The 20,019-nt window shown below is 44.7% G+C and carries 17 protein-coding genes; 13 read left to right on the forward strand and 4 right to left on the reverse strand.

The genetic code is table 11. The features are described from left to right. The first annotated feature begins 9 nt into the window (after positions 1–9). From modA to GTW09_RS12150, 3 genes are read left to right on the forward strand one after another with little or no spacing between them, the layout of a single operon-like run. A complete protein-coding gene (gene modA / locus GTW09_RS12140) occupies positions 10–1,386 on the forward strand; it encodes a molybdate ABC transporter substrate-binding protein (protein WP_163112102.1) in 1,377 nt (458 codons plus the stop codon). Beyond that, the gene (gene modB / locus GTW09_RS12145) at positions 1,374–2,081 is read left to right on the forward strand and encodes a molybdate ABC transporter permease subunit (RefSeq protein ID WP_163112103.1); all 708 of its coding nucleotides are present in this window, start codon (positions 1,374–1,376) and stop codon (positions 2,079–2,081) included. The genes modA and modB overlap by 13 nt, the downstream gene beginning before the upstream one ends. After that, positions 2,081–3,307, forward strand: a complete 1,227-nt coding sequence (locus GTW09_RS12150; protein WP_239059372.1) for an ATP-binding cassette domain-containing protein — start codon at positions 2,081–2,083, stop codon at positions 3,305–3,307. Before modB ends, GTW09_RS12150 begins: the two co-directional genes overlap by 1 nt. Here GTW09_RS12150 and hemN read toward each other — a convergent pair. After that, positions 3,294–4,703, reverse strand: coding sequence for an oxygen-independent coproporphyrinogen III oxidase (gene hemN, locus GTW09_RS12155; RefSeq protein WP_163112104.1), 1,410 nt, complete (start codon positions 4,701–4,703; stop codon positions 3,294–3,296). The two genes, GTW09_RS12150 and hemN, sit on opposite strands and share 14 nt — an antisense overlap. 145 nt (positions 4,704–4,848) lie before the next feature. On the opposite strand from hemN, the gene GTW09_RS12160 reads away from it, so the two are divergent. The 6 genes from GTW09_RS12160 to GTW09_RS12185 all read left to right on the forward strand — a co-directional run bounded on the left by GTW09_RS12160 (position 4,849) and on the right by GTW09_RS12185 (position 10,633). Next, positions 4,849–5,607 carry an SGNH/GDSL hydrolase family protein gene (locus GTW09_RS12160; RefSeq protein ID WP_163112105.1) on the forward strand — a complete coding sequence of 253 codons (759 nt, stop codon included), beginning with the start codon at positions 4,849–4,851 and terminating at the stop codon, positions 5,605–5,607. Positions 5,608–5,767: 160 nt separating this feature from the next. Further along, positions 5,768–6,418, forward strand: a complete 651-nt coding sequence (locus GTW09_RS12165) for a DsbA family oxidoreductase (RefSeq protein ID WP_163112106.1) — start codon at positions 5,768–5,770, stop codon at positions 6,416–6,418. Between the two features lie 212 nt (positions 6,419–6,630). Continuing rightward, entirely contained in the window at positions 6,631–7,317 is a 687-nt protein-coding gene (locus GTW09_RS12170) for a histidine phosphatase family protein (protein WP_163112193.1), read from the forward strand. An 11-nt stretch (positions 7,318–7,328) separates the two neighbouring features. Next, complete coding sequence (locus tag GTW09_RS12175; RefSeq protein WP_163112107.1) at positions 7,329–8,543, forward strand: acyl-CoA dehydrogenase family protein; 1,215 nt, start codon at positions 7,329–7,331, stop codon at positions 8,541–8,543. Positions 8,544–8,552: 9 nt separating this feature from the next. Then, the gene (locus GTW09_RS12180; RefSeq protein WP_163112108.1) at positions 8,553–9,614 is read left to right on the forward strand and encodes a phosphotransferase; all 1,062 of its coding nucleotides are present in this window, start codon (positions 8,553–8,555) and stop codon (positions 9,612–9,614) included. Between the two features lie 44 nt (positions 9,615–9,658). Then, complete coding sequence (locus GTW09_RS12185; RefSeq protein ID WP_100972083.1) at positions 9,659–10,633, forward strand: NADPH:quinone oxidoreductase family protein; 975 nt, start codon at positions 9,659–9,661, stop codon at positions 10,631–10,633. Between the two features lie 695 nt (positions 10,634–11,328). Here the strand turns inward: GTW09_RS12185 and GTW09_RS12190 are convergent. Beyond that, on the reverse strand, positions 11,329–12,093 hold the full coding sequence (locus GTW09_RS12190) for an SDR family NAD(P)-dependent oxidoreductase (RefSeq protein WP_071981276.1): 765 nt from the start codon (positions 12,091–12,093) through the stop codon (positions 11,329–11,331). 38 nt (positions 12,094–12,131) lie between these two features. Next, positions 12,132–13,040 (reverse strand): haloalkane dehalogenase, encoded by a 909-nt coding sequence (locus tag GTW09_RS12195; protein ID WP_163112109.1) that lies wholly within the window; start codon positions 13,038–13,040, stop codon positions 12,132–12,134. 244 nt (positions 13,041–13,284) lie between these two features. On the opposite strand from GTW09_RS12195, the gene GTW09_RS12200 reads away from it, so the two are divergent. The 4 genes from GTW09_RS12200 to GTW09_RS12215 all read left to right on the forward strand — a co-directional run bounded on the left by GTW09_RS12200 (position 13,285) and on the right by GTW09_RS12215 (position 19,413). Continuing rightward, positions 13,285–15,423 carry a 3-hydroxyacyl-CoA dehydrogenase NAD-binding domain-containing protein gene (locus tag GTW09_RS12200; RefSeq protein WP_163112110.1) on the forward strand — a complete coding sequence of 713 codons (2,139 nt, stop codon included), beginning with the start codon at positions 13,285–13,287 and terminating at the stop codon, positions 15,421–15,423. Continuing rightward, entirely contained in the window at positions 15,416–16,597 is a 1,182-nt protein-coding gene (locus GTW09_RS12205; protein ID WP_163112111.1) for an acetyl-CoA C-acyltransferase, read from the forward strand. Before GTW09_RS12200 ends, GTW09_RS12205 begins: the two co-directional genes overlap by 8 nt. A 9-nt stretch (positions 16,598–16,606) precedes the next feature. Further along, on the forward strand, positions 16,607–18,406 hold the full coding sequence (locus tag GTW09_RS12210; RefSeq protein ID WP_163112112.1) for an acyl-CoA dehydrogenase C-terminal domain-containing protein: 1,800 nt from the start codon (positions 16,607–16,609) through the stop codon (positions 18,404–18,406). A gap of 92 nt (positions 18,407–18,498) precedes the next feature. Continuing rightward, on the forward strand, positions 18,499–19,413 hold the full coding sequence (locus GTW09_RS12215; RefSeq protein ID WP_163112113.1) for an alpha/beta fold hydrolase: 915 nt from the start codon (positions 18,499–18,501) through the stop codon (positions 19,411–19,413). 82 nt (positions 19,414–19,495) lie between these two features. Here the strand turns inward: GTW09_RS12215 and GTW09_RS12220 are convergent, their stop codons facing one another. Then, a complete protein-coding gene (locus GTW09_RS12220; protein ID WP_071979830.1) occupies positions 19,496–19,894 on the reverse strand; it encodes a DUF3718 domain-containing protein in 399 nt (132 codons plus the stop codon). Between the last annotated feature and the right edge of the window lie 125 nt (positions 19,895–20,019).

Genomic DNA, 20,019 nt, shown 5'->3' on the forward strand with positions numbered 1-20,019 from the left:
ACAAGTACGATGAAGTATTTCAATATTCACCTCATCGGTATCTTACTCTTACAGGTAATGCTGATAGCGCCCTCAACGAATGCCGCTGCCTTGGCTCAAAATAAAGCAGCTCAAAATAAAGCAGCTGAAAATAAAGCAGCTGAAAACAAAGTAGTTGAAAATATAGCAGCTGCAAATGCACTACGAAACATTGAAAAGAGCACGGAAAACGGTACTGAAAAAGGCACCGAAAACAGCCTCAGCAACGATAAACATTCACTCAGCACAACTGATTTGTTAAATACATTGCGAATGAGGTTTTCCGAATCACCGCCGTTAAAAATTGCTGTAGCGGCTAACTTTTCAGAGCCATTGCATGCTCTTGCATCTTCGTTTACCGAGCTCACAGGTATTCAAGTATCGATTACCACCTCCTCTAGCGGTACTCTTTATGCGCAAGTTCTTCACGGCGCAGGTTTTGATATTTTTATGTCTGCAGATTCAGCAAGACCAGTAGCTCTAGCTGAGAATGAAAAAGTGCATATAAATAATGTAGTGAACTATGCACAAGGACGGTTAGCATTGGTCTCCTCAGTTTTATCTGCTGAAAACAAGGCGTTTAATGCAGCTGCCATTCAACGAATTCTAGATAAGCCAAACGAAAAGCTTGCTATCGCTAACCCTAAACTTGCACCCTACGGGGTGGCAGCAAAACAAGTGTTGCAGAGTCTATCGCTTTATAGCGCAATAGAGCGTCGATTAGTGAAAGGGAAAAACGTATTGCAGACTTATCAATATTTAAGCTCTGGTAATGTCAGCCACGCCCTTGTTGCCTATTCTACAGTGCTTTCCCAATACGGAGGGCTTGAGCAAGAGCTTTTAAATCAGAAGCCACAAAAACAGGAGCTTCTCAAACAAGGTCGACAGTTACAACACGGTGATTTTTCAAAGCAACCAAATGGAGAAGCTGGCAAAGATAGCAATAACGCTGGAAATTGGGTGCTAATAGATAAATCGCTGCATGAACCTATCATTCAGTCTCTTGTTATCAACAGCAAAAAAGCGGCATCACTGAGTCCCAATCTGTTCGATAACGAAGCCGTTTATAACACGCCCTTTAATTATAAAAACGCTAAAAGCAAAAGCAGAGAAAATAAGGTAAGTCGAAAAGACAGCGTAACTCACGTAGATCTTGAGCAGGTAATGTTAGCGAAGCTAACCACGGCGAGTGTGTTTGTTCAGTACCTAATGTCGAGTAACGTGCAGATGTCTCTTAAACGCTGGGGTTATGAACCGGCGATAAATGCTAAAAATAAAAGTTCTTCGGAAATAGCCGTGTATATAAATAAGGCAAATGAGGCGAATTGTGCAAATGGAGCAAATGGAGCAAACGCATGGAGTATGTGAATACTGATATGCTAAATGCGGTGTCTCTAACGTTTAAACTTGCGCTAGTAACGAGCGTATTGCTTTTGCTCATCGTAATGCCATTAGCTTGGTTCTTAGCAAATTGGCGTCATAGCGCAAAATCATTCGTTCTTTCTATTTTTGCACTACCTTTGGTGCTGCCACCCACGGTGCTTGGCTTTTATTTGCTCATCGCTTTTTCGCCTGAAAGTGCGCTAGGTGCGTGGTGGTTGGACTTGTTTGGAAGCACGTTGGCGTTCAGTTTTGAAGGCCTTGTGCTGGGGTCGCTTATCTATTCTCTGCCATTCGCATTGCAACCACTTTACAGTGGCTTTACTCAGCTCAATAAGGGCTATTTAGAAGTAGCAACTTCTCTTGGCTTTTCACCTTTAGAAACTTTTTTTCGCATTGTATTACCTCAGTGCAAGGCCGCTGTTATTGTCGCGTTTGGTTTAAGCTTCGCTCATACTGTTGGTGAGTTCGGCGTTGTGCTTATGATTGGCGGTAATATACCCACCGAAACTCAGGTGCTTTCTATTGCATTATATGAGCAGGTGGAGGCGCTAGAATATGAACGCGCGCACGTTATGTCACTAGGGTTGCTCGTGTTTTCATTCGTCGCGCTGGCGCTGTTATATCGATTTGATGGAAATAAGCGCCACTCTGCGGTATCCCAGCATCGGGTGGATTCTTGATGAATTACTCGATGAATTTGTCGTTGAATGTGGCTTTACATGGCAGAATAGAAGGCGAAGCGACGTTTTGTGAAACTTCACGCTTTATTGGCATAACAGGGCCTTCAGGGGCAGGCAAAAGCAGCTTCTTGCGCTGTATTGCTGGCTTTGAAAAAGAGGCAAAGGTTCGGGCTTCGTGGCCAAGCCAGATAGCCTCAAAAGAAGCACAGCTAAAAATTGGGATCGTTTTCCAACAGCCCTTATTGTTTCCCCATGTTAATGTGCAAGGTAATTTAGGGCTTGCTCGACGCCATGCAAGTAAAAATGCTATTTCTATTGAAGAAGCGCTGACTGGATGCTGTTGCTCGCACTTAGTCCATAAATCGATAGATTCCCTATCAGGCGGGGAGGCACAGCGAGTAGCTATTGCTAGAGCCTTGGTGAACGGGCCAGATATTCTTTTACTCGATGAGTCGTTAAGCGCTATTGATAGCCAAACCCGCCGAAAAATCTATAGGTTTTTGCATAAACTTTGCGCATCGAGTTTACTCACCTGTTTAGTTGTTTCTCACGATATTGATGATCTTTTACTGTTTAGCGATGAACTTGTTTACATTCACAACGGCAACATTGCAGCGGTAGGCGAGGTCAATAATGTGATACAAGCCATGTTCCAATATGGTGGCATGGAAAGTATGGAAACACCCTCTGCGGTTATAGACGCTGTTGTGGAGCATTTGATTGAGCCTGAGGCTGGCAAAATCGCTGAGCCAGATTCTTCGCTAAACATAGCCAACAAGGTTTATAGCGTAATGGCACTCGGGCAGCGCCTGTATGTTTCAGAAAAATCGCTTACTCCTGTATCTGCATATTCACACACAAGCTCAGAAAGTAAAGACGCCGAAAATAAGCCCCTCACAAATGGCCAGCCAGTGCGAATATCGATAAAAGCGAGTGATGTGAGTATAGACACAAACGTTTCTGGGACCAGCGAGCAAACTACATCGAGTATTTTAAATGCACTGACATGCCATATTGGCGATATAACATTCTTTGATAGTCATCAGCAGGGAAGAGTGTTGTTAACGCTAGGTATTCAAGACACTAGCGCACAGGGATCAGATAATGACAAAAACGGTTCCCAAATACACCAGGAACCGCTTTATGCTGTTATTAGCGCATTATCTTTTCATCGATTAGCGCTAGAGCGCAACATGCCAGTAGTTGCGCGCTTTAAATTGCTTTAGAGAAACGCGGTATTGTTTTGTTGTCTTTTGCCTGAGCGTTTGAATGAGCTTCCATATGTCCGTCTAAGTAAGCGTCGAAGGTTGCACATATCGCTCTAATAAATATTCTTGCATGTTCTGGAACCACAATGCCATGTTCCATATGCAAAACTAATCCGTCTTTTTGTAATAAGCGAAGCGCGTTAAGTTCGCTGGCAAAATAGTCATTAAAGATAATATTGTGCTTTCTCTCGATGTTATTTATGTCCAGCGATAAATTACACATTAAGCTTGATATTACGTCTCTTCTAATGAGGTCATCACTGGTTAACGACAGCCCTATTGTGGCAACAGGTTCGTTGTTATCTATCTTAGTGTAATAGTCTTTTAATTGTTTAGGGTTTTGCGCGAAGGCATTTCCTATTGTGCTTATTGCAGACACGCCAAAACCGATTAAATCGGTGTTGCCATGCAGCGTGTAACCCTGAAAATTTCTATGTAGTTTGCCCGCTTTTTTTGCCAACGCCAGGTTATCTGATTTTTTAGCAAAATGATCTAGCCCTATCATTTCATATCCAATCTTTTTGAATTCTTTTACCGCCAAGTCATAAAGTTCTGCTTTAAGCTCCGCATTAGGTAAAATGTCGTCGGCGAACTTACGTTGCGCGGCAAAACGCTCCGGTAAATGTGCATAACTAAATAGCGATATTCTGTCTGGTGAAATCGCTTTTGTTGCAGCTATGGTTGTCCTGAACGTGTGGATAGACTGGTGGGGGAGGCCGTAAATAAGATCCAAGTTAATAGAGTTGAACCCTAGGTTTCGGGCTTCGAACACTAAATCTGAAATATGCAGCGTACTTTGCACACGGTTTATGGTTTGCTGAACTTGAAAGTCTGTATCTTGTAGCCCAAAGCTTAGCCTGTTGTAACCTAAGTCTTTTAGCGTATTGAGGTAATGCAAATCTACATTGCGCGGATCGAGTTCAATAGACATTTCAGCGTCTTCATCAAACGATATGTATTTTTTTAGCAATGCCATTAAGGTAGTTTGTTGCTCAGCACTGAGAAAGCTCGGCGACCCGCCGCCAAGGTGCAGCGACACAGCCATTTTATCCTTATACAAGTTTGATTTAGCGACTATCTCTTTTTCAATATACGCGAGATACTCATCTGCTTTGCTGTTGTGTCGAGTCACAATTTTGTTACAACCGCAGTAATAGCAAAGAGTTTTACAAAAAGGGATGTGAATATACAGGCTTATGCTATCAGCTTTAGTGGCTTTATTTGCAATGCTAAGAATGTCATTGTTTACTGGCGAAAAGTTTAGAGCAGTAGGGTAGGAAGTATAACGTGGCGCATGCTTGGCGTATTTCTCAATGGTAGTGGTGCGAGCCTGGCTCACCTGTTTCACTGTCATGACATTTCTTCTTGTTGAGGGTTTTGAGTAGACATGGGTATGTTATCGAGTAACAAAGGATGATGAGTTGATCTGGTTCAATATTTTGTATTTTTACTGCTGTTTTTTTGCGCTTTTTCCTGTGATTTCCTTTCAGGCACTTTGGGTGAGAAAAAAGGCACTTAGGCTGCCCGAACCCGTGGGTGCACGAGAAATACCTAGCGAAGTAGAGGTAGAGAGTGAGAAGCAAGAAGCTGAACAAGAAGCCATACAAGAGGCTATACAAAAACCCATAAAAATACTACTTACAGGTGATTCAGCAGCGGCAGGCGTGGGAGTTGAGACACAAAACGATGCTTTGCTAGGCAATCTTCAACAGCAGCTATTAAGTGAAGATAATATCGCGGCATCTATCTGTTTATTAGCAAAAGGGGGGCTTGCTACTCAGGGGTTACTGGAGTTGCTTCAAAAAGAAAACCCGCGGCGTTTCGACATTGCCGTAGTTTCTATTGGTGTTAATGATGTCACTCGGTTTACGTCACTGAAAGCGTGGAATACTAACGTGAGTCTTATCTACCAATTGCTCGTACAAAAGTTTGGGTGCAAATTAGTGATTTTCTCGGGTTTACCTCCGATGGCTGAATTTCCTGCGATACCTCAACCTTTGCGATATGTATTGGGGCTGCGTGCGGCTATGCTCAATAACGCACTAGAAAAAAGCCTGATTTCACTGCCGTTTGGCCGTTTATTGACAGTGAACTTATTGAACAATAATTTTCACACTTATAGTCATTTAGTTAAAAGAAAGCCTCTGCTAAATGCAAACATGATGGCCATTGATGGTTTTCATCCGTCATCTGCAGGCTACGCAATTTGGGCAAAGCAAATTGTTACTCTTATCAGAGAAAATAACACGCCCTGGTAAAGAAATATGAACTGTTCGTTGTCTCGCTAATTTGCATACCTGGTATAAACCATTTACGGTGATTGTGGTCACTAAATATTCGGGGCGATAAATTTTGGTTTGTAGCCCCAAAAATTCTTTTTTTTATTGCGTTTATTTTACGAACGTTAAACGAGGCCAAATGCGAACAATAACAATTGATATGGTGTCTGACGTAGTGTGCCCTTGGTGCATTGTAGGTTATAAACATTTACAGCAGGCCATCGATTCACTGGCGCAGGAAAATATAACGGTTGACGTAAAGTTTCACCCTTCTGAACTAAACCCTGCTATGACAGAAGAAGGCCAAAATTTACGTGAGCACGTGATGGAAAAATATGGCATCACCGAGCAGCAAAGTGGTGCGAACAGACAGAGGTTAGTGGAGGCAGGTAAAGCCATTGGGTTTGAGTTTAACCTTGCCGATGATGCAACAATGCAAAACACCTTTAAAGCTCACCAACTTATCCACTATGCAGAGGAAGCAGGGTTGGCGCTAGCAATGAAGATGCGTTTATTCGAAGCTTATTTTTCAGAGGGAAAAAACATTAATAATTTAGATGTTTTAGTTCAGGAAGGCGGTATTGTCGGTTTAGATAAGCTGGGCATTACAGAGGCGCTTGAGAGTGAACGCTATGCAGATATTGTTCGGCAAAAGGAGTCGGCTTGGATGCAGCGTGGTATTCAGAGCGTGCCAACATTCGTTATTGGAAATCAGGGAGTTGCTGGTGCGCAAGAACCCGCAACGTTAGCAGCATTTATAAAGGACGCTGCAAATAGCGCTAACGCCTAGCTTTCCTCTGCTAGTTTTACCAACCCCGGCTAACACCACCTCTAACGCTGCTGCAGCTTCTCTGCTTACAGCCTTGCTTATTTTGGGAGAGTCAGCATCACTGACATTCTCCCAATAGCTTCACATGATGAACCCCCATTCAAAATATCAATTAAACTTATGCAAGTAGTTTTCTTAGTATGTTTAACATATTAGTAACATACGAGCATGAAATGACAGATATCTATTTAGTTCGTCACGGACAAGCGTCTTTTGGCAAGGCTAATTACGACAAACTAAGCGAGCTTGGGGCGCAGCAAGCCATATGGCTGGGCGACTATTTTCATCATCGCGATATACATTTCGATTCTGTATTTATGGGAGACATGGTAAGGCATCGAGAAACTAACGAGGGGATTGCAAAAGGATTGTCTGCAGGGGGGAAATCACTTCCTGAGGCGACACGAGATAGCTCACTCAATGAATTCAACTTCCAAGCGGTTGCCGCTGCCTATCTCAATCTCTTTCCCGAAGACAGAGTGCCTGAGGGATCGTCACCCGCCGAATTTTATCGTTTATTAAAAAAAGCCATGCTTGCTTGGTCGCAAGACAAACTTCCTCATGAACTTCTAGACGAAACATGGGCACAGTTCGAGGGACGGGTAAGTAATATGCTCACGCACCTGCAAAATATGGATGCCAAACGTGTATTGGTTGTAAGCTCGGGCGGAGCCATTGCCATGATGCTAAAACACATTTTGGGCTACGACTCCGCCACAGTTATCAATATGAATTTGCAGATACGCAATGCTAGCTTTTCACAATGCTTCGCCAACAAGCGGGGTGTTCATCTAAATAACTTCAACAGCGTACCTCACCTGGATGTGATCGACAGGTTGCACGCCATTACCTACAGCTAAACGGGACAGCTATGAACTTTGAATATAATGAAAAAACACAGGCGCTTTTGGAAAAATTAAGAGCCTTCATGAAAGAAGAAGTGTACCCCATAGAACAGGAGTACATTCACGCGGTAGAAAATGGTGAGAACCGATGGAAGACACCAGAGTTGATGCAAACGCTCAAGCAAAAGGCTCGAGATGCAGGCTTGTGGAATCTGTTTTTGCCAGAAGAATACAAGCCTTACGGCGCAGGGCTTACTAATGCCGAGTATGCGCCATTATGTGAAGAGATGGGGCGAGTACTATTTAGTTCTGAAATATTCAACTGCAGCGCGCCAGATACAGGCAATATGGAAGTGTTGGCAAAATACGGAAACGAAGAACAAAAAGAAAAGTGGTTGGTTCCGCTGTTAAACGGCGAAATTCGTTCTGCTTTTGCAATGACCGAGCCAGCGGTAGCATCTAGCGATGCAACAAATATTGAGACGTCTATTACACGCGAAGGTGATGAATACGTTATTAACGGTAAAAAGTGGTATACCAGTGGTGCCATGAATGAAAACTGCAAAATCATGATAGTGATGGGGAAAACCGATTTTGATGCTCCTCGTCATCAGCAGCAATCGCAGATATTAGTTCCTGTCGATACTAAAGGCGTGACGATTGTAAGACCTATGGCAGCGATGGGCTTTTATGATGAGCCTATTGGTCACGCTGAAGTTCTGTTTGAGAATGTTAGAGTGCCTGCCGAAAACTTGCTTGTGGGCGAGGGTAAAGGCTTTGAAATTGCCCAAGGTCGTCTAGGCCCAGGCAGAATACATCACTGCATGCGTTTAATTGGTTGTGCTCAACGCGCCCTCGATATGGCGTGCGAGCGTGTGGAAGCACGTGTAGCCTTTGGCAAGCCTCTAGCAAAACAGCAATCGGTTCGCGAAAGCATTGCTAAAATGCATTGTGACATTGAGCAAGCTCGATTACTCACATTGAAAGCTGCGGACAAAATGGACAGGTATGGAAATAAAGTATCTAGAGATCTTATCGCAGCCATAAAAATTGTTGCACCTACTATGGCATGTAACGTTATTGACGAGTCTATTCAAATGCACGGTGCGGCCGGGACTAGCCAAGATTTCGTGCTATCTGCAATGTATGCCTACGCGCGTACAATTAAGCTAGCAGACGGTCCAGATCAAGTGCATATGATGCAGCTGGGCCGCAATTTAATTGCTGATAAAAACGCATAGGGAATTAGTGTGAGTGAAGAAAAAGCAACAGCGCCTCATGCGTTAGATTTAGAAGTTCTTAATCACTATTTAGCCGCTGCATGCGCCGAAATTGGGCATGTAAGCAGCGCTGATAAGTTTTCCGGTGGTCAGTCAAATCCTACCTTTAAGCTGAGTTCTGAAAAGGGAACGTTTGTACTGCGAAGACAGCCGCCTGGCAAATTATTAAAATCTGCCCATGCAGTAGATAGAGAATTTAGAGTTATAAACGCCTTGCAAGAAAGCAACGTGCCGGTTCCTAAAGCATACCACCTGTGCGAAGACACCAGCGTAATAGGCAGTATGTTTTACATTATGGCTTACGTAGAGGGTGAGATTTTTTGGAACAGTGCGTTACCTGAAATAGCGTCGGCAAAAACTCGCGGTGCAATGTACGACGAAATGAACAGAGTGTTAGCGTCTTTGCACAGCGTGGACATTCAAGCGGCGGGTCTAAGCGATTACGGTAAACCTGGCAGTTATTTTGAGCGACAATTGAGCCGGTGGACCAAGCAGTATCGCGCGTCAGAGCTAGAGCATATCGAAGAAATTGAACAGCTTATTAGTTATCTTGAAGCAAATTTACCGGAGGATGATGGTCAGACATCACTAGTTCATGGAGATTTCAGGCTCGACAATATGATGTTTGATATGAGTGATAGCGACAACCCAAGAGTGATTGCGGTGCTCGACTGGGAGTTATCGACTTTAGGGCACCCCTATGCAGACTTAGCATATCAATGTATGCAGCTTAGACTACCCTCTGATATTGCACACGCGGCAGGATTAGGCGGGCTAGATCGGGAAGCCTTGGGTATTCCGTCAGAGCAGGCCTATGTGAATGCCTACTGTCAGCGTCGAAATATTGAGAAAATAAACAATTGGACCTTCTATCTAGCTTTTAGCTTTTTCCGCTTAGCAGCCATTTTGCAGGGCGTGGTAAAACGTGCTCACGACGGCAATGCGTCGAGCGAAAAAGCAATGCAGTTAGGCGCCATGGTGCGTCCATTAGCACAAATAGCTAACCAAACCATACATCAAGATAGCGAATAAAATGCAAAACGAGCGTTTGGTGTAAAACAGAATACGGAGTAAACATGAAAGCCATAGTATGCGAAGCCTTTGGGCCTGTAGAGGATTTACGAGTACAAGACGTTGCTGACCCAGTAGCGAAACCCGGCTATGTAGTGGTTGACGTTCAAGCCGCAGGAGTGAATTTCCCCGATGGACTTTTGGTTCAGGGGTTATATCAAATGCAGCCAGATTTTCCGTTTATTCCAGGGAACGAGGTGGCTGGTGTGATTTGTGAAGTGGGTGAGGGTGTTAGTCACGTTAAGAAAGGGCAGCGAGTCATTGCACTGTCTAACTTAGGTGGTTACGCAGAAAAAGTTGCGGTACAAGCCAGCCATGTTATGCCACTGCCAGACTCGATTGATGTGAATGAAGGAGCGGCGCTAGTGACCGCCCACGCCACTGCACATCACGCCTTAAAACAGCGTGCTAAGCTGCAGCCCGGTGAGACACTAGTTGTTACGGGCGCTGCGGGGGGTACTGGTCTGGCGGCGGTGCAAATTGGCAAAACCATGGGGGCTAAGGTTATTGCTGTGTGCTCAACAGACGAAAAGCTTGCCTTAGCTAAAGAGCACGGCGCTGATATTCTTATTAATTATAAAGAGAAAGACTTAAAAGAAACGTTAAAAGAAGTGACTGAAGGTAAAGGTGCTGACGTCATTTATGAGTGCGTCGGTGGTGATACTTTTCACGCATGTAGCAGAAGTATGGCGTGGGAAGGTCGGTTGTTAGTTGTCGGGTTTGCTGGTGGCGAGATACCAAAGTTCCCTGTTAATTTGGCGTTGGTAAAAGGCTACTCGGTAATGGGCGTATTTTGGGGGTCCTTCACCCAGCACGATCCAAAAGGGTTTGCAGCAAATATGCAAGAGCTTCTTACTTGGTATGTTCAGGGCAAAGTGAAGGTGGTGGTCGATGAAGCTCTTCCGTTAGAACAAGCTACAAAGGCAATGACCAAAGTGATGAATAGAGAAGTTAAAGGGAAAATGGTGATTGTTCCTTAATTCAGGCTTCGTTCAAGAGAAGTAAATTTTTGTGCTGAAAAGTGCCTAAGGTTCTAGAGTGCAAAAACCAAGAGCCGCATAATGAAACGTTATGCGGTTTTTTTATGGATGGTATTCGCTTCCATTGAGAATGGGCGCTATGCGGACTAATGGTATAAAGAGCGAGTAAAGAGTCAAAAACGAACTAACAGGTGAGATTATCAAGAGAGCGCTTTCACGTCTAATTTGTCCATAGCTGTTAGCCCAAAAACAATTAATCAGACTTTTGATTGACGTTTTGAAGTAAAGGATGGATAAACGGTGTGCTATGGTTTTTTTGACCGCTTTTTGCCGTGACCGATAACAGTTTCAATATGGTACTTGGCGATGTTTGGGTAATACGGCGCACCTTCTTGGTGGTCGAATGCGCTTGCAACGTCGATACCCCAGCCGAAACGCTAGTCTTATTTTCAGCAGCGTGGGCGTTCAAAGGGGAAACCAAAGTAACGAAGCAAAAGACAGAGCAAATAGTAGATATGTTGTACACGAACCGTGTTGTCATAAGTTGATGTCTCTGCGATACGAAAGGAGAGGAACGTCGGAGGCGGTTGCACGCGCCTCGTCAGTCACACTTTGTTTGTTCCTCTCTATTAAAACTAAAGCCCTAACAAAACAAAATAGATAAGCTTATACCTAGGTATAAAAAGCTATACTCATTACCAGGCAGTTACACCACCGTCTACGGCAACTGTTTGTCCGTTCATATAGCTGTTGCCTGGAGACAGCATCAACAGCATGGTATTTACTATTTCCTGAGGTTCGCCCAAACGCTTCATTGGGCTGCCTTGCCCCAGCTGAGCTTGGGCCTCTGGCGTATTGTAGCCATCAACATTTAGAATGTTTGTGGGGCTGTAAAACGGGCAAATGGCATTTACACGTACATTTTTCCTTCCATATTCAACAGCAGCGGTGCGCGTAACGCCTGCAACGGCGTGTTTAGCGGCGGCATAGGCAGCGCCTTTAGGGGCTCCACCAAGCCCTGCGAGAGAACTCACATTCAGCACATGTCCCTTCTTTTGCGACAGCATGGCTGGAATTTGGTATTTCATACCAAACATCACTCCTTTAACGTTTACTGCAAACTGACTGTCCATAATTGCTTCTGTCATTTCATGAACTGGCGCAGGGGTATGGGCAATACCGGCATTATTTACGGCAATATCTAGGCGTCCAAATTTTTCTATGGCTAATTCTACCAGCGCCTTATTTAGTGTCTCTTCCGCAATGTTACCCGCGATCACTTCTACAGCAGTCAGCGGCTGCAATTCAGTTTGCACTTCTTCAAGGGCCGTTTCATTTATATCACTGAGTACTAATTTTGCTCCTCGCTCAGCTAGCCCTTTTGCTAAAAGACGTCCAAAACCGCTTGCTGCGCCAGTTATAAGTGCCACTTGTCCGGTGAAATTAAGAAGTGGATCCATAGTCATGTTATTTTCCTTTTATAATTTGTGTGATTTAGTTATTGGTAGCTGCGTATGAAAGAGATAAGCAACTGAGCCAACTCTTCCCCTTTGTCCTCTTGCACAAAGTGCCCGCCGGATTTTATCGAAGCGTGTTTTAGTCCTTTGCAGCCAGGTATTTGCTTTTGTAAATACTTTTCGCCGCCAGCAGTGACAGGGTCTCCGTCACTAAATGCCGTCATAAAGGGTTTATTAAACTGTTTTAAAGACTGCCATGCGTTTCGGTTAGCCTGTGAATCTGGGCTATCTGGTTCGGTAGGTACAAGTAGCGGAAACATTCGCGCGCCCATTTTATAACTCTCATCGGGAAAGGGCGCGTCGTAAGCCGCCAAGGCATGTTCATCTATGCCGGAAAGGGTACCGTTGTTAATAATGTTTGAGGTTGGGAACTCTTCAACATCTTGTGAAAAGCGACGCCACCGTGTGAATGCTTCCGTTGGCTTCACATCGCCAGTGGGTAGCCCAGTATTTGATGCCATCACACCCGCGAAACGTGTCGGCATGTCTGCCACCATTCTAAGGCCTAAGAGGCCGCCCCAATCTTGACAAAACAAGGTTGCAGGCCCTTTGACTACCTGATTGAACCAGTCTTTTAGCCAAATTAAATGCCTGCCATAGGTGTAGTCGCTTTTCAATGTCGGTTTATCTGAGCGACCAAAACCAATTAAGTCAGGGACAAAAACACAAAAACCCGCTTCGGCAAGTAGCGGCATCATTTTTCTATACAAATATGCCCACGTGGGTTCTCCATGCAGAAGTACAACGGGATGACCTTCTGTTGGCCCCAGTTGATAATAAGCCATACACAGTTCACTACTCACCGTATCGGTAACTTCAATAAAATGTGCCGGATAGGGAAAATCAGAAATATCGGCAAAGGCATTTTCGGGTGTTTTAAGTACTTTCATGACATAACGCTCCTTGTAAAAATGATGATCAAAGCATTAACGTTAGCGTAACAAAAGCGCTCGCAGATAATTCTGTCAATCGATCTGTATCTAGCGCGATACGTGCTCTTTAGCCAAATGTGAAGAAGAAAAAGGCTTTCAACCCCGTATTCAATATTGTGATAAATGTCTATAACACCAATAAACTTGGATGATTGACAACACTGCAATAACATCCGATTAACGTGATAAACAGGAAATGGTTATGACTCAGACGGAAAATAACGCAGTAGCGTATGAAGTAACGCAGGGTGTTGCCACTCTCACGATGCAAAGCGCGCCGGTAAATGCACTATCAAGAGCGCTTCGCATAGGCCTGATTGAGGGTGTCGACAATGCGATTAAAGACGACAGCGTAAGTGCAATCGTTATCACTTCATCGCTTCCCATATTCTCAGGCGGTGCTGACATCAGCGAGTTCTCTGGTGGCGACTTATCACCAATGCTACCTGAAGTTCTCGACAAAATTGAGAACGCATCGAAGCCTGTTATTGCCGTTCTTCCTGGGCCGGCTTTTGGCGGCGGTTTGGAAGTTGCACTTGCATGTCACCATCGGGTGACATTTGCCGATAACAAGGTTGGTCTCCCAGAAGTCAATCTTGGTATCTTACCTGGGGCAGGTGGCACACAGCGCCTACCTAGACTTGCCGACGCTCAAACAGCTCTTACCATGATAGTTACGGGTAAACCCACATCGGTACTCAAGTTACCGGGTGTATTCGATAAAATATCAGACAAACCTGAACACCTTTTAGAAGACACCAAAGCCTATTTAGCATCGCTTAGCGGACCAAACGCCGTTAAGCGTGCTTGTGACATTACACTTTCCATGTCTGAGGAAACTCAGGGAGTGTTTGAAGCAGTCACTGCTCAGACCAAAAAAGCATCAAAAGGCTTTTTCGCACCGCTTAAATGTATAGAGGCGGTTCGTGGCGCTTATACCTTATCGTTTGAGGATGGCCTTAAAAACGAAGGCAAGCTATTTATGGAGTGTATGAATACACCCCAGGCGAGAGCTCAGCAGCACTTCTTCTTTGCAGAGCGCGCAGCCGGTCACGTAAAAGACTTCGATAAAACAACGCCAGAACGCAATATCGAGAAAGTTGCAATCATTGGTGCAGGCACTATGGGCGGTGGTATAGCGATGAACTTCGCCAATGCCGGTATTCCAGTAACTATGCTTGAGCTAAAAGAGGAAGCACTGGAAAAGGGCTTGGCACTTATTCGTAAGAATTACGAAAACAGCGCTAAAAAGGGCAAGCTGACTCAAGAACAAGTAGAAACGCGAATGGCATTGCTTTCAGGCACTACCACTTACGACGATTTAAGCGACGTAGATTTAGTGATTGAAGCCGTTTTTGAAAAAATGGAAGTCAAGAAGGCCGTTTTTTCAACCCTCGACAAAGTATGTAAGCCAGGTGCCATATTAGCGTCTAATACATCGACGCTTGATATTGATGAAATTGCGACAGCAACGTCTCGTCCTGAAGACGTCATTGGCCTTCATTTCTTCTCTCCAGCAAACGTTATGCGTCTGCTAGAGGTTGTTAAGGCCGATAAGACATCACCTGAAGTAATCAAAACCTGCATGAAAATGGCCAAGCGTATTAAAAAGGTCGCCGTGTTAGTGGGTGTATGTTTTGGATTCGTTGGTAATCGAATGATTGAGCCATATGGTCGCGAGGCTAATCGTTTGCTATTAGAAGGGGCGTCACCTGAGCAAGTAGACAAAGTGCTTACTGACTTTGGTATGCCAATGGGGCCATTTACGATGGGTGATATGGCTGGGTTAGATATTGGCTACTATGTTCGCCAGTCTCGTCAAGAGCACATTGCTCATGATCCAGCATATGGCGCTGTTGCCGACCGTCTTGTTGAAATGGGACGCAATGGTCTTAAAACAGGCCGCGGTACTTATAACTACGAACCCGGTAGTCGAGTTCCCATTCCAGATCCCGAAGTGTTAGAGATTGCCAAAAAAGAAGCCGAACGTTTAGGGGTTCAGCAACGTTCAGACATAAGCGATGAAGAGATTTTAGTTCGCGTGATGTTTTCTCTGATAAACGAAGGCGCGATTATTCTTGAAGAAGGTATTGCGGCTAAATCAAGCGATATTGACGTGATTTACGTCTATGGTTACGGCTTCCCAGTGTTCCGTGGTGGCCCTATGCAATATGCAGATGAAGTGGGATTGAAAACCATATTAGACAAGCTGACAACGTATCGTGACCAGCTTGGCGATTACGGCAAAATGTGGTTAGAGCCAAGCGATCTACTAGTCAAACTGACGCAAGAAGGCGGCAGTTTCAAAAGTTACAAAAATAAGGAACAATACAATGCGTGATGCAGTAATTGTTAGCACAGCAAGAACGCCTATAGGGCGTGCCTACAAAGGCGTCTTAAATAACTTGCCTGCGCCTTCGCTTGGTGGCCACGCCATCAAAAATGCGGTTGAGCGTGCAGGTATAAATCCAGCCTCTGTTGATGATGTCATTATGGGCTCTGCGCTCACCCAAGGGAGTGGCGGAATGAACATCGGTCGTTTAGCAGCACTTGCTGGCGATTTACCTGTTTCGGTTGCGGGAATGACCCTCGACAGGCAGTGCAGCTCGGGGATGTATGCCATTGCTACCGCGGCTAATACTATCCGCTCCGGCGAAACAAACATTATGGTTGCGGGTGGGCTAGATTCAATCTCGTTAGTGCAGAATAAAAATATGAACACCTACCGTGCGGTAGACCCAGCACTAGTGGCTAAACACAACGATATTTACATGCCAATGCTGCAAACAGCAGAAGTGGTGGCTAAGCGCTATAACATTAGCCGCGATGCACAAGACGAATACGGATATCAAAGCCAGATGCGTACTGCGGCAGCGCAATCTGCAGGCAAATTTGATGATGAAATTGTACCTATCACTGCCACACAGCAACTGTTCAACAAAGAAACAGGCGAAACCAGTGAAAGGGAAGCTACGTTGTCGAAAGATGAAGGTAACCGTCCTGAAACTTCATTAGAAGGGCTGCAAGGCCTTAAACCGGTCATTGAAGGCGGTTGCATAACAGCGGGTAACGCCAGTCAGTTGTCTGACGGTGCCAGCGCTACCGTAATTATGGATGAAAACACAGCCGCAAAAGGAAGCACACAGCCTCTTGGCGTTTATCGCGGCATTGCGGTTGCGGGTTGTGAACCTGATGAAATGGGAATAGGCCCTGTTTTTGCCATTCCTAAGCTATTAAAGCAGCATGGATTGACCATGGATGATATAGGTCTATGGGAACTCAACGAGGCGTTTGCGGTACAAGTTTTATACTGTCGCGATAAATTGGGCATTCCAGACGAATTATTAAATGTAAACGGCGGTGCCATTTCTATTGGTCACCCCTATGGCATGAGCGGTGCTCGTATGGTGGGTCACGCACTCATCGAAGGTAAAAGACGTGGTGCGAAATTTGTCGTTTGCACTATGTGTATCGGTGGCGGCATGGGCGCTGCTGGTTTATTTGAAGTTCTATAGGTATTTAGTATGGAAGGTTATAAAGCTCCACAACGCGACGCCATGTTTGTAACACATGAGCTACTCGACTTTCAAAGTCACTATCAAAAGTTAGGTTTCGACGAAGCCTCCGAAGACTTGGTTTCAGCAATCTTTGCAGAGGCGGCTAAGTTTTCAGAAAACACGCTTGCACCTATTAACCAATCTGGTGATGAAGAAGGTTGTAAGTGGGACAACGGTGTGGTTACTACACCTAAAGGTTTCAAAGAAGCTTATCAGACCTATGTTGAAGGCGGATGGCCAAGTATGGCGCACCCAGAAGAGTTTGGCGGACAAAACCTTCCTTACTCACTTGCTTCAATAATTGCTGAATGGTTTTCTGGTGCAAACCACTCGTGGGCTATGTATCCAGGTCTAAGCCAAGGTTGTATGGAAACACTTAAAGCGCACGGCACGAAAGAACAGCAAGATATGTTTCTTCATAAGCTAATCAGCGGAGAATGGACAGGCACAATGTGTTTAACAGAGGCACACTGTGGATCTGACCTTGGTATGCTGAAATGCCGCGCAGAACCGCAAGAAGATGGTAGTTACAGCCTAACCGGCACGAAGATCTTCATCTCTGCCGGTGAGCATGACATGTCTGAAAACATCGTGCATATCGTATTGGCTCGCCTGCCTGACGCGCCTGAGGGCACCAAAGGTATTTCTCTTTTTGTTGTGCCAAAATACAACGTGTCGCAAGACGGTGAGAAGCAAGATCGCAATGCGGTAAATTGCGGCAGTATAGAACACAAGATGGGTATCAAAGCTAGCGCAACTTGCGTAATTAACTTTGATGGCGCTAAAGGGTTCCTTATTGGTCCTCCTAACCGCGGCCTTAACTGTATGTTTACCTTTATGAACACTGCACGGATAGGCACTGGCCTTGAAGGTCTGGCAGCGTCAGAAACGGCATTCCAAGGTGCGCTTAAGTACGCGAAAGACCGAGTGCAGTTTCGCTCAATGACAGGGCGTAAGAACCCAGACGGTCCTGCTGATCCCATTATTGTGCACCCAGACGTGCGTCGTATGTTGTTAACGCAAAAAGCATTTGCCGAAGGCAATCGTGCATTAGCCGCATACTGTATGCAAATGGTAGATGTAACCTTATATGGCGAGGATGAAGTTGCTAAGCAAACAGCAGAAGCAAAACTTGCATTCTTGACGCCGATTGTTAAAGCGTTTTTGACTGAAACTGCTCAAGAAACCACAAGCTACGGTATGCAGGTATACGGCGGCCACGGTTTCATTAAAGAGTGGGGCATGGAGCAGCTTGCACGTGATACACGTATTTGTACCATGTACGAAGGCACTACGGGTATTCAGGCAGTGGATTTACTTGGCCGTAAGGTGATGGGATCTAACGGTGAATTGCTCAATGTATTTGTGCAGGAAGTTCGCGATTACTGTAACTCTCTTCGCGACAATGCACAGTTTAGCGCATGGACAAATGCACTAAACTCGCATTTAGATGAGTGGCAGCAAGTAACCATGGATATTGGCAAAGCGGCTGCGTCTAACCCAGACGAAATCGGTGCGGCTTCCGTTGATTACCTTATGTACTCAGGTTACGTGACTGTTGCATATTTCTGGTTACGTATGGCAGTTAAGGCACAAGAACAGCTTGATGCCGGAAGCACAGAAACGGAATTCTACAAGAGTAAAATACTGACTACAGGGTTCTACTTTGATCGTTTGCTTACGCGCACGCGTTCACTGGTTTCTGCAATGCAGTCTGGTTCGGACAACCTGATGTCTATGCCTGAAAGTATGTTTGCTGTTGAATAATTAGCTTTTAGCAAACCTAGTGTGCCGGGTAACGAGAGTGTGTGAATCAATCGCCACTTTTGTTACTCGGCTTTTTTATTGGTGCTTACATAATGTTAGATTCACGATATGTCTCCATTGATGGCAAGAAAATTCATTATCTCAGCCGAGAATCACAGCGCGGAACTAACGCGCCTGAGTCTGAAAGTGACGAACAAAAAACACTGTTAATTTTGTTTCACGGCTTCCCTGAAAATTCTCACGCATGGGAGCCGTTTATACGCTGCACTCCCGAACATGTTGATGTTATTGCCCCTGACTTACCCGGTTATCACTTGTCTGAGGTATTGCCCTCCCAGCGAGACTATGAAGTGCCTGCGTTGATAAAGCGCATGGTTTTATTTATTGAATCAGTTAAAAAGGGCAGAAAAATTGTGTTAATAGGGCACGACTGGGGCGGTGCTATTGCATGGCCACTTGCGGCTTTTCACAGTGAGTTAATTGATAAACTTGTTATTCTCAATGCTGCGCACCCTTCAACATTTACACAGTCGTTAATAACAAGCAAAACCCAGCGTGAAAAGAGTCAATATATTGATGCGCTTCGAGATAACGGCGCTGAGAACATGTTGGCAGACACAAATTTTAGCCTATTGAGGGAAATGCTGGGCGCCAGCTTTTTCAAACGAGAACATGAATATGCCAACTCACTTTTAAATGACTGGCAAGATAAAAATAAACTCAATGCTATGTTGAGTTACTACAGAAATATGCCACAAAAAATACCCGGTATTAACGCATCGCCAGATGAGTTAGCGAACATACACGTTCCCAATATCAACATTTCTCTGGAAACTTTGGTTCTGTGGGGTAGAGAAGATAAAGCTTTTGATACTGCTGTACTTCAAGGTATTGAACACTATGTTCCGCACTGCAAGGTGATTTACCACGATACGGCAAGCCACTGGATCCACCGAGAATATTCAGACTGGGCAGCTATAAACGTCATCGAATTTATAGAGGCGTAAAAAGCGTTAGAGGCATTCAGAAATAGCAGAGGCTCCATAAAAGAGCCTCAGATATTAAGATGGTATTGTTATGCTATTGAAATTAAATACGGCTGGCTAACTCTTCAGATATCGGTGAGTTCTGTAGCCCTTTTTCAGCAATCCAAGCTTGCAGTGTTTTACCGTCTGCCTCTGGCTGCTTTAGATCCTTACTTGGCATTTTCTTTACCAAAAGCGTGCCCACTTCCACAGCATTACTTTCAAGAGCGGTACGAATTAAGCTCTGTCCACCACAAGACACACCAGTGTAATAATCTCTAAGCTTTAATCTGAAGTCAGACTGTACGCGACGCATTTTCTTGCGCAATTCATCTTTGTCATCTGCCTGAACAATAGTGCAGATATTCGCAAGTGCATCGTTGATGTCGTCTGCTTGCGCCGCATGTGAGAACGCTAGTGTAGATGCAGCAATAACTAACGAAGATTTAACTATTTTCAACATGGTTAAAGTTCCCGATAAGTTTGATTGGTGTTTTTGTGTTCGGTTTTATTAAACGCATTACATTGGGCATCAAAAACATGCTGAAAAATAACTTAGTATGAATATACATACGTTAGACTAAAGTT

The sequence above is a fragment of the Alteromonas hispanica genome (assembly GCF_010500915.1).
In the GTDB taxonomy this organism is placed as follows: Bacteria; Pseudomonadota; Gammaproteobacteria; order Enterobacterales; family Alteromonadaceae; genus Alteromonas; species Alteromonas hispanica.

Coding starts and splice junctions, on each gene's coding strand:
- modA (WP_163112102.1), top strand. CDS start 10: ATGAAGTATTTCAATATTCACCTCATCGGTATCTTACTCTTACAGGTA.
- modB (WP_163112103.1), top strand. CDS start 1,374: ATGGAGTATGTGAATACTGATATGCTAAATGCGGTGTCTCTAACGTTT.
- GTW09_RS12150 (WP_239059372.1), top strand. CDS start 2,081: ATGAATTACTCGATGAATTTGTCGTTGAATGTGGCTTTACATGGCAGA.
- hemN (WP_163112104.1), bottom strand. CDS start 4,703: ATGACAGTGAAACAGGTGAGCCAGGCTCGCACCACTACCATTGAGAAA.
- GTW09_RS12165 (WP_163112106.1), top strand. CDS start 5,768: ATGCGAACAATAACAATTGATATGGTGTCTGACGTAGTGTGCCCTTGG.
- GTW09_RS12170 (WP_163112193.1), top strand. CDS start 6,631: ATGACAGATATCTATTTAGTTCGTCACGGACAAGCGTCTTTTGGCAAG.
- GTW09_RS12175 (WP_163112107.1), top strand. CDS start 7,329: ATGAACTTTGAATATAATGAAAAAACACAGGCGCTTTTGGAAAAATTA.
- GTW09_RS12185 (WP_100972083.1), top strand. CDS start 9,659: ATGAAAGCCATAGTATGCGAAGCCTTTGGGCCTGTAGAGGATTTACGA.
- GTW09_RS12190 (WP_071981276.1), bottom strand. CDS start 12,093: ATGGATCCACTTCTTAATTTCACCGGACAAGTGGCACTTATAACTGGC.
- GTW09_RS12195 (WP_163112109.1), bottom strand. CDS start 13,040: ATGAAAGTACTTAAAACACCCGAAAATGCCTTTGCCGATATTTCTGAT.
- GTW09_RS12200 (WP_163112110.1), top strand. CDS start 13,285: ATGACTCAGACGGAAAATAACGCAGTAGCGTATGAAGTAACGCAGGGT.
- GTW09_RS12205 (WP_163112111.1), top strand. CDS start 15,416: ATGCGTGATGCAGTAATTGTTAGCACAGCAAGAACGCCTATAGGGCGT.
- GTW09_RS12210 (WP_163112112.1), top strand. CDS start 16,607: ATGGAAGGTTATAAAGCTCCACAACGCGACGCCATGTTTGTAACACAT.
- GTW09_RS12215 (WP_163112113.1), top strand. CDS start 18,499: ATGTTAGATTCACGATATGTCTCCATTGATGGCAAGAAAATTCATTAT.
- GTW09_RS12220 (WP_071979830.1), bottom strand. CDS start 19,894: ATGTTGAAAATAGTTAAATCTTCGTTAGTTATTGCTGCATCTACACTA.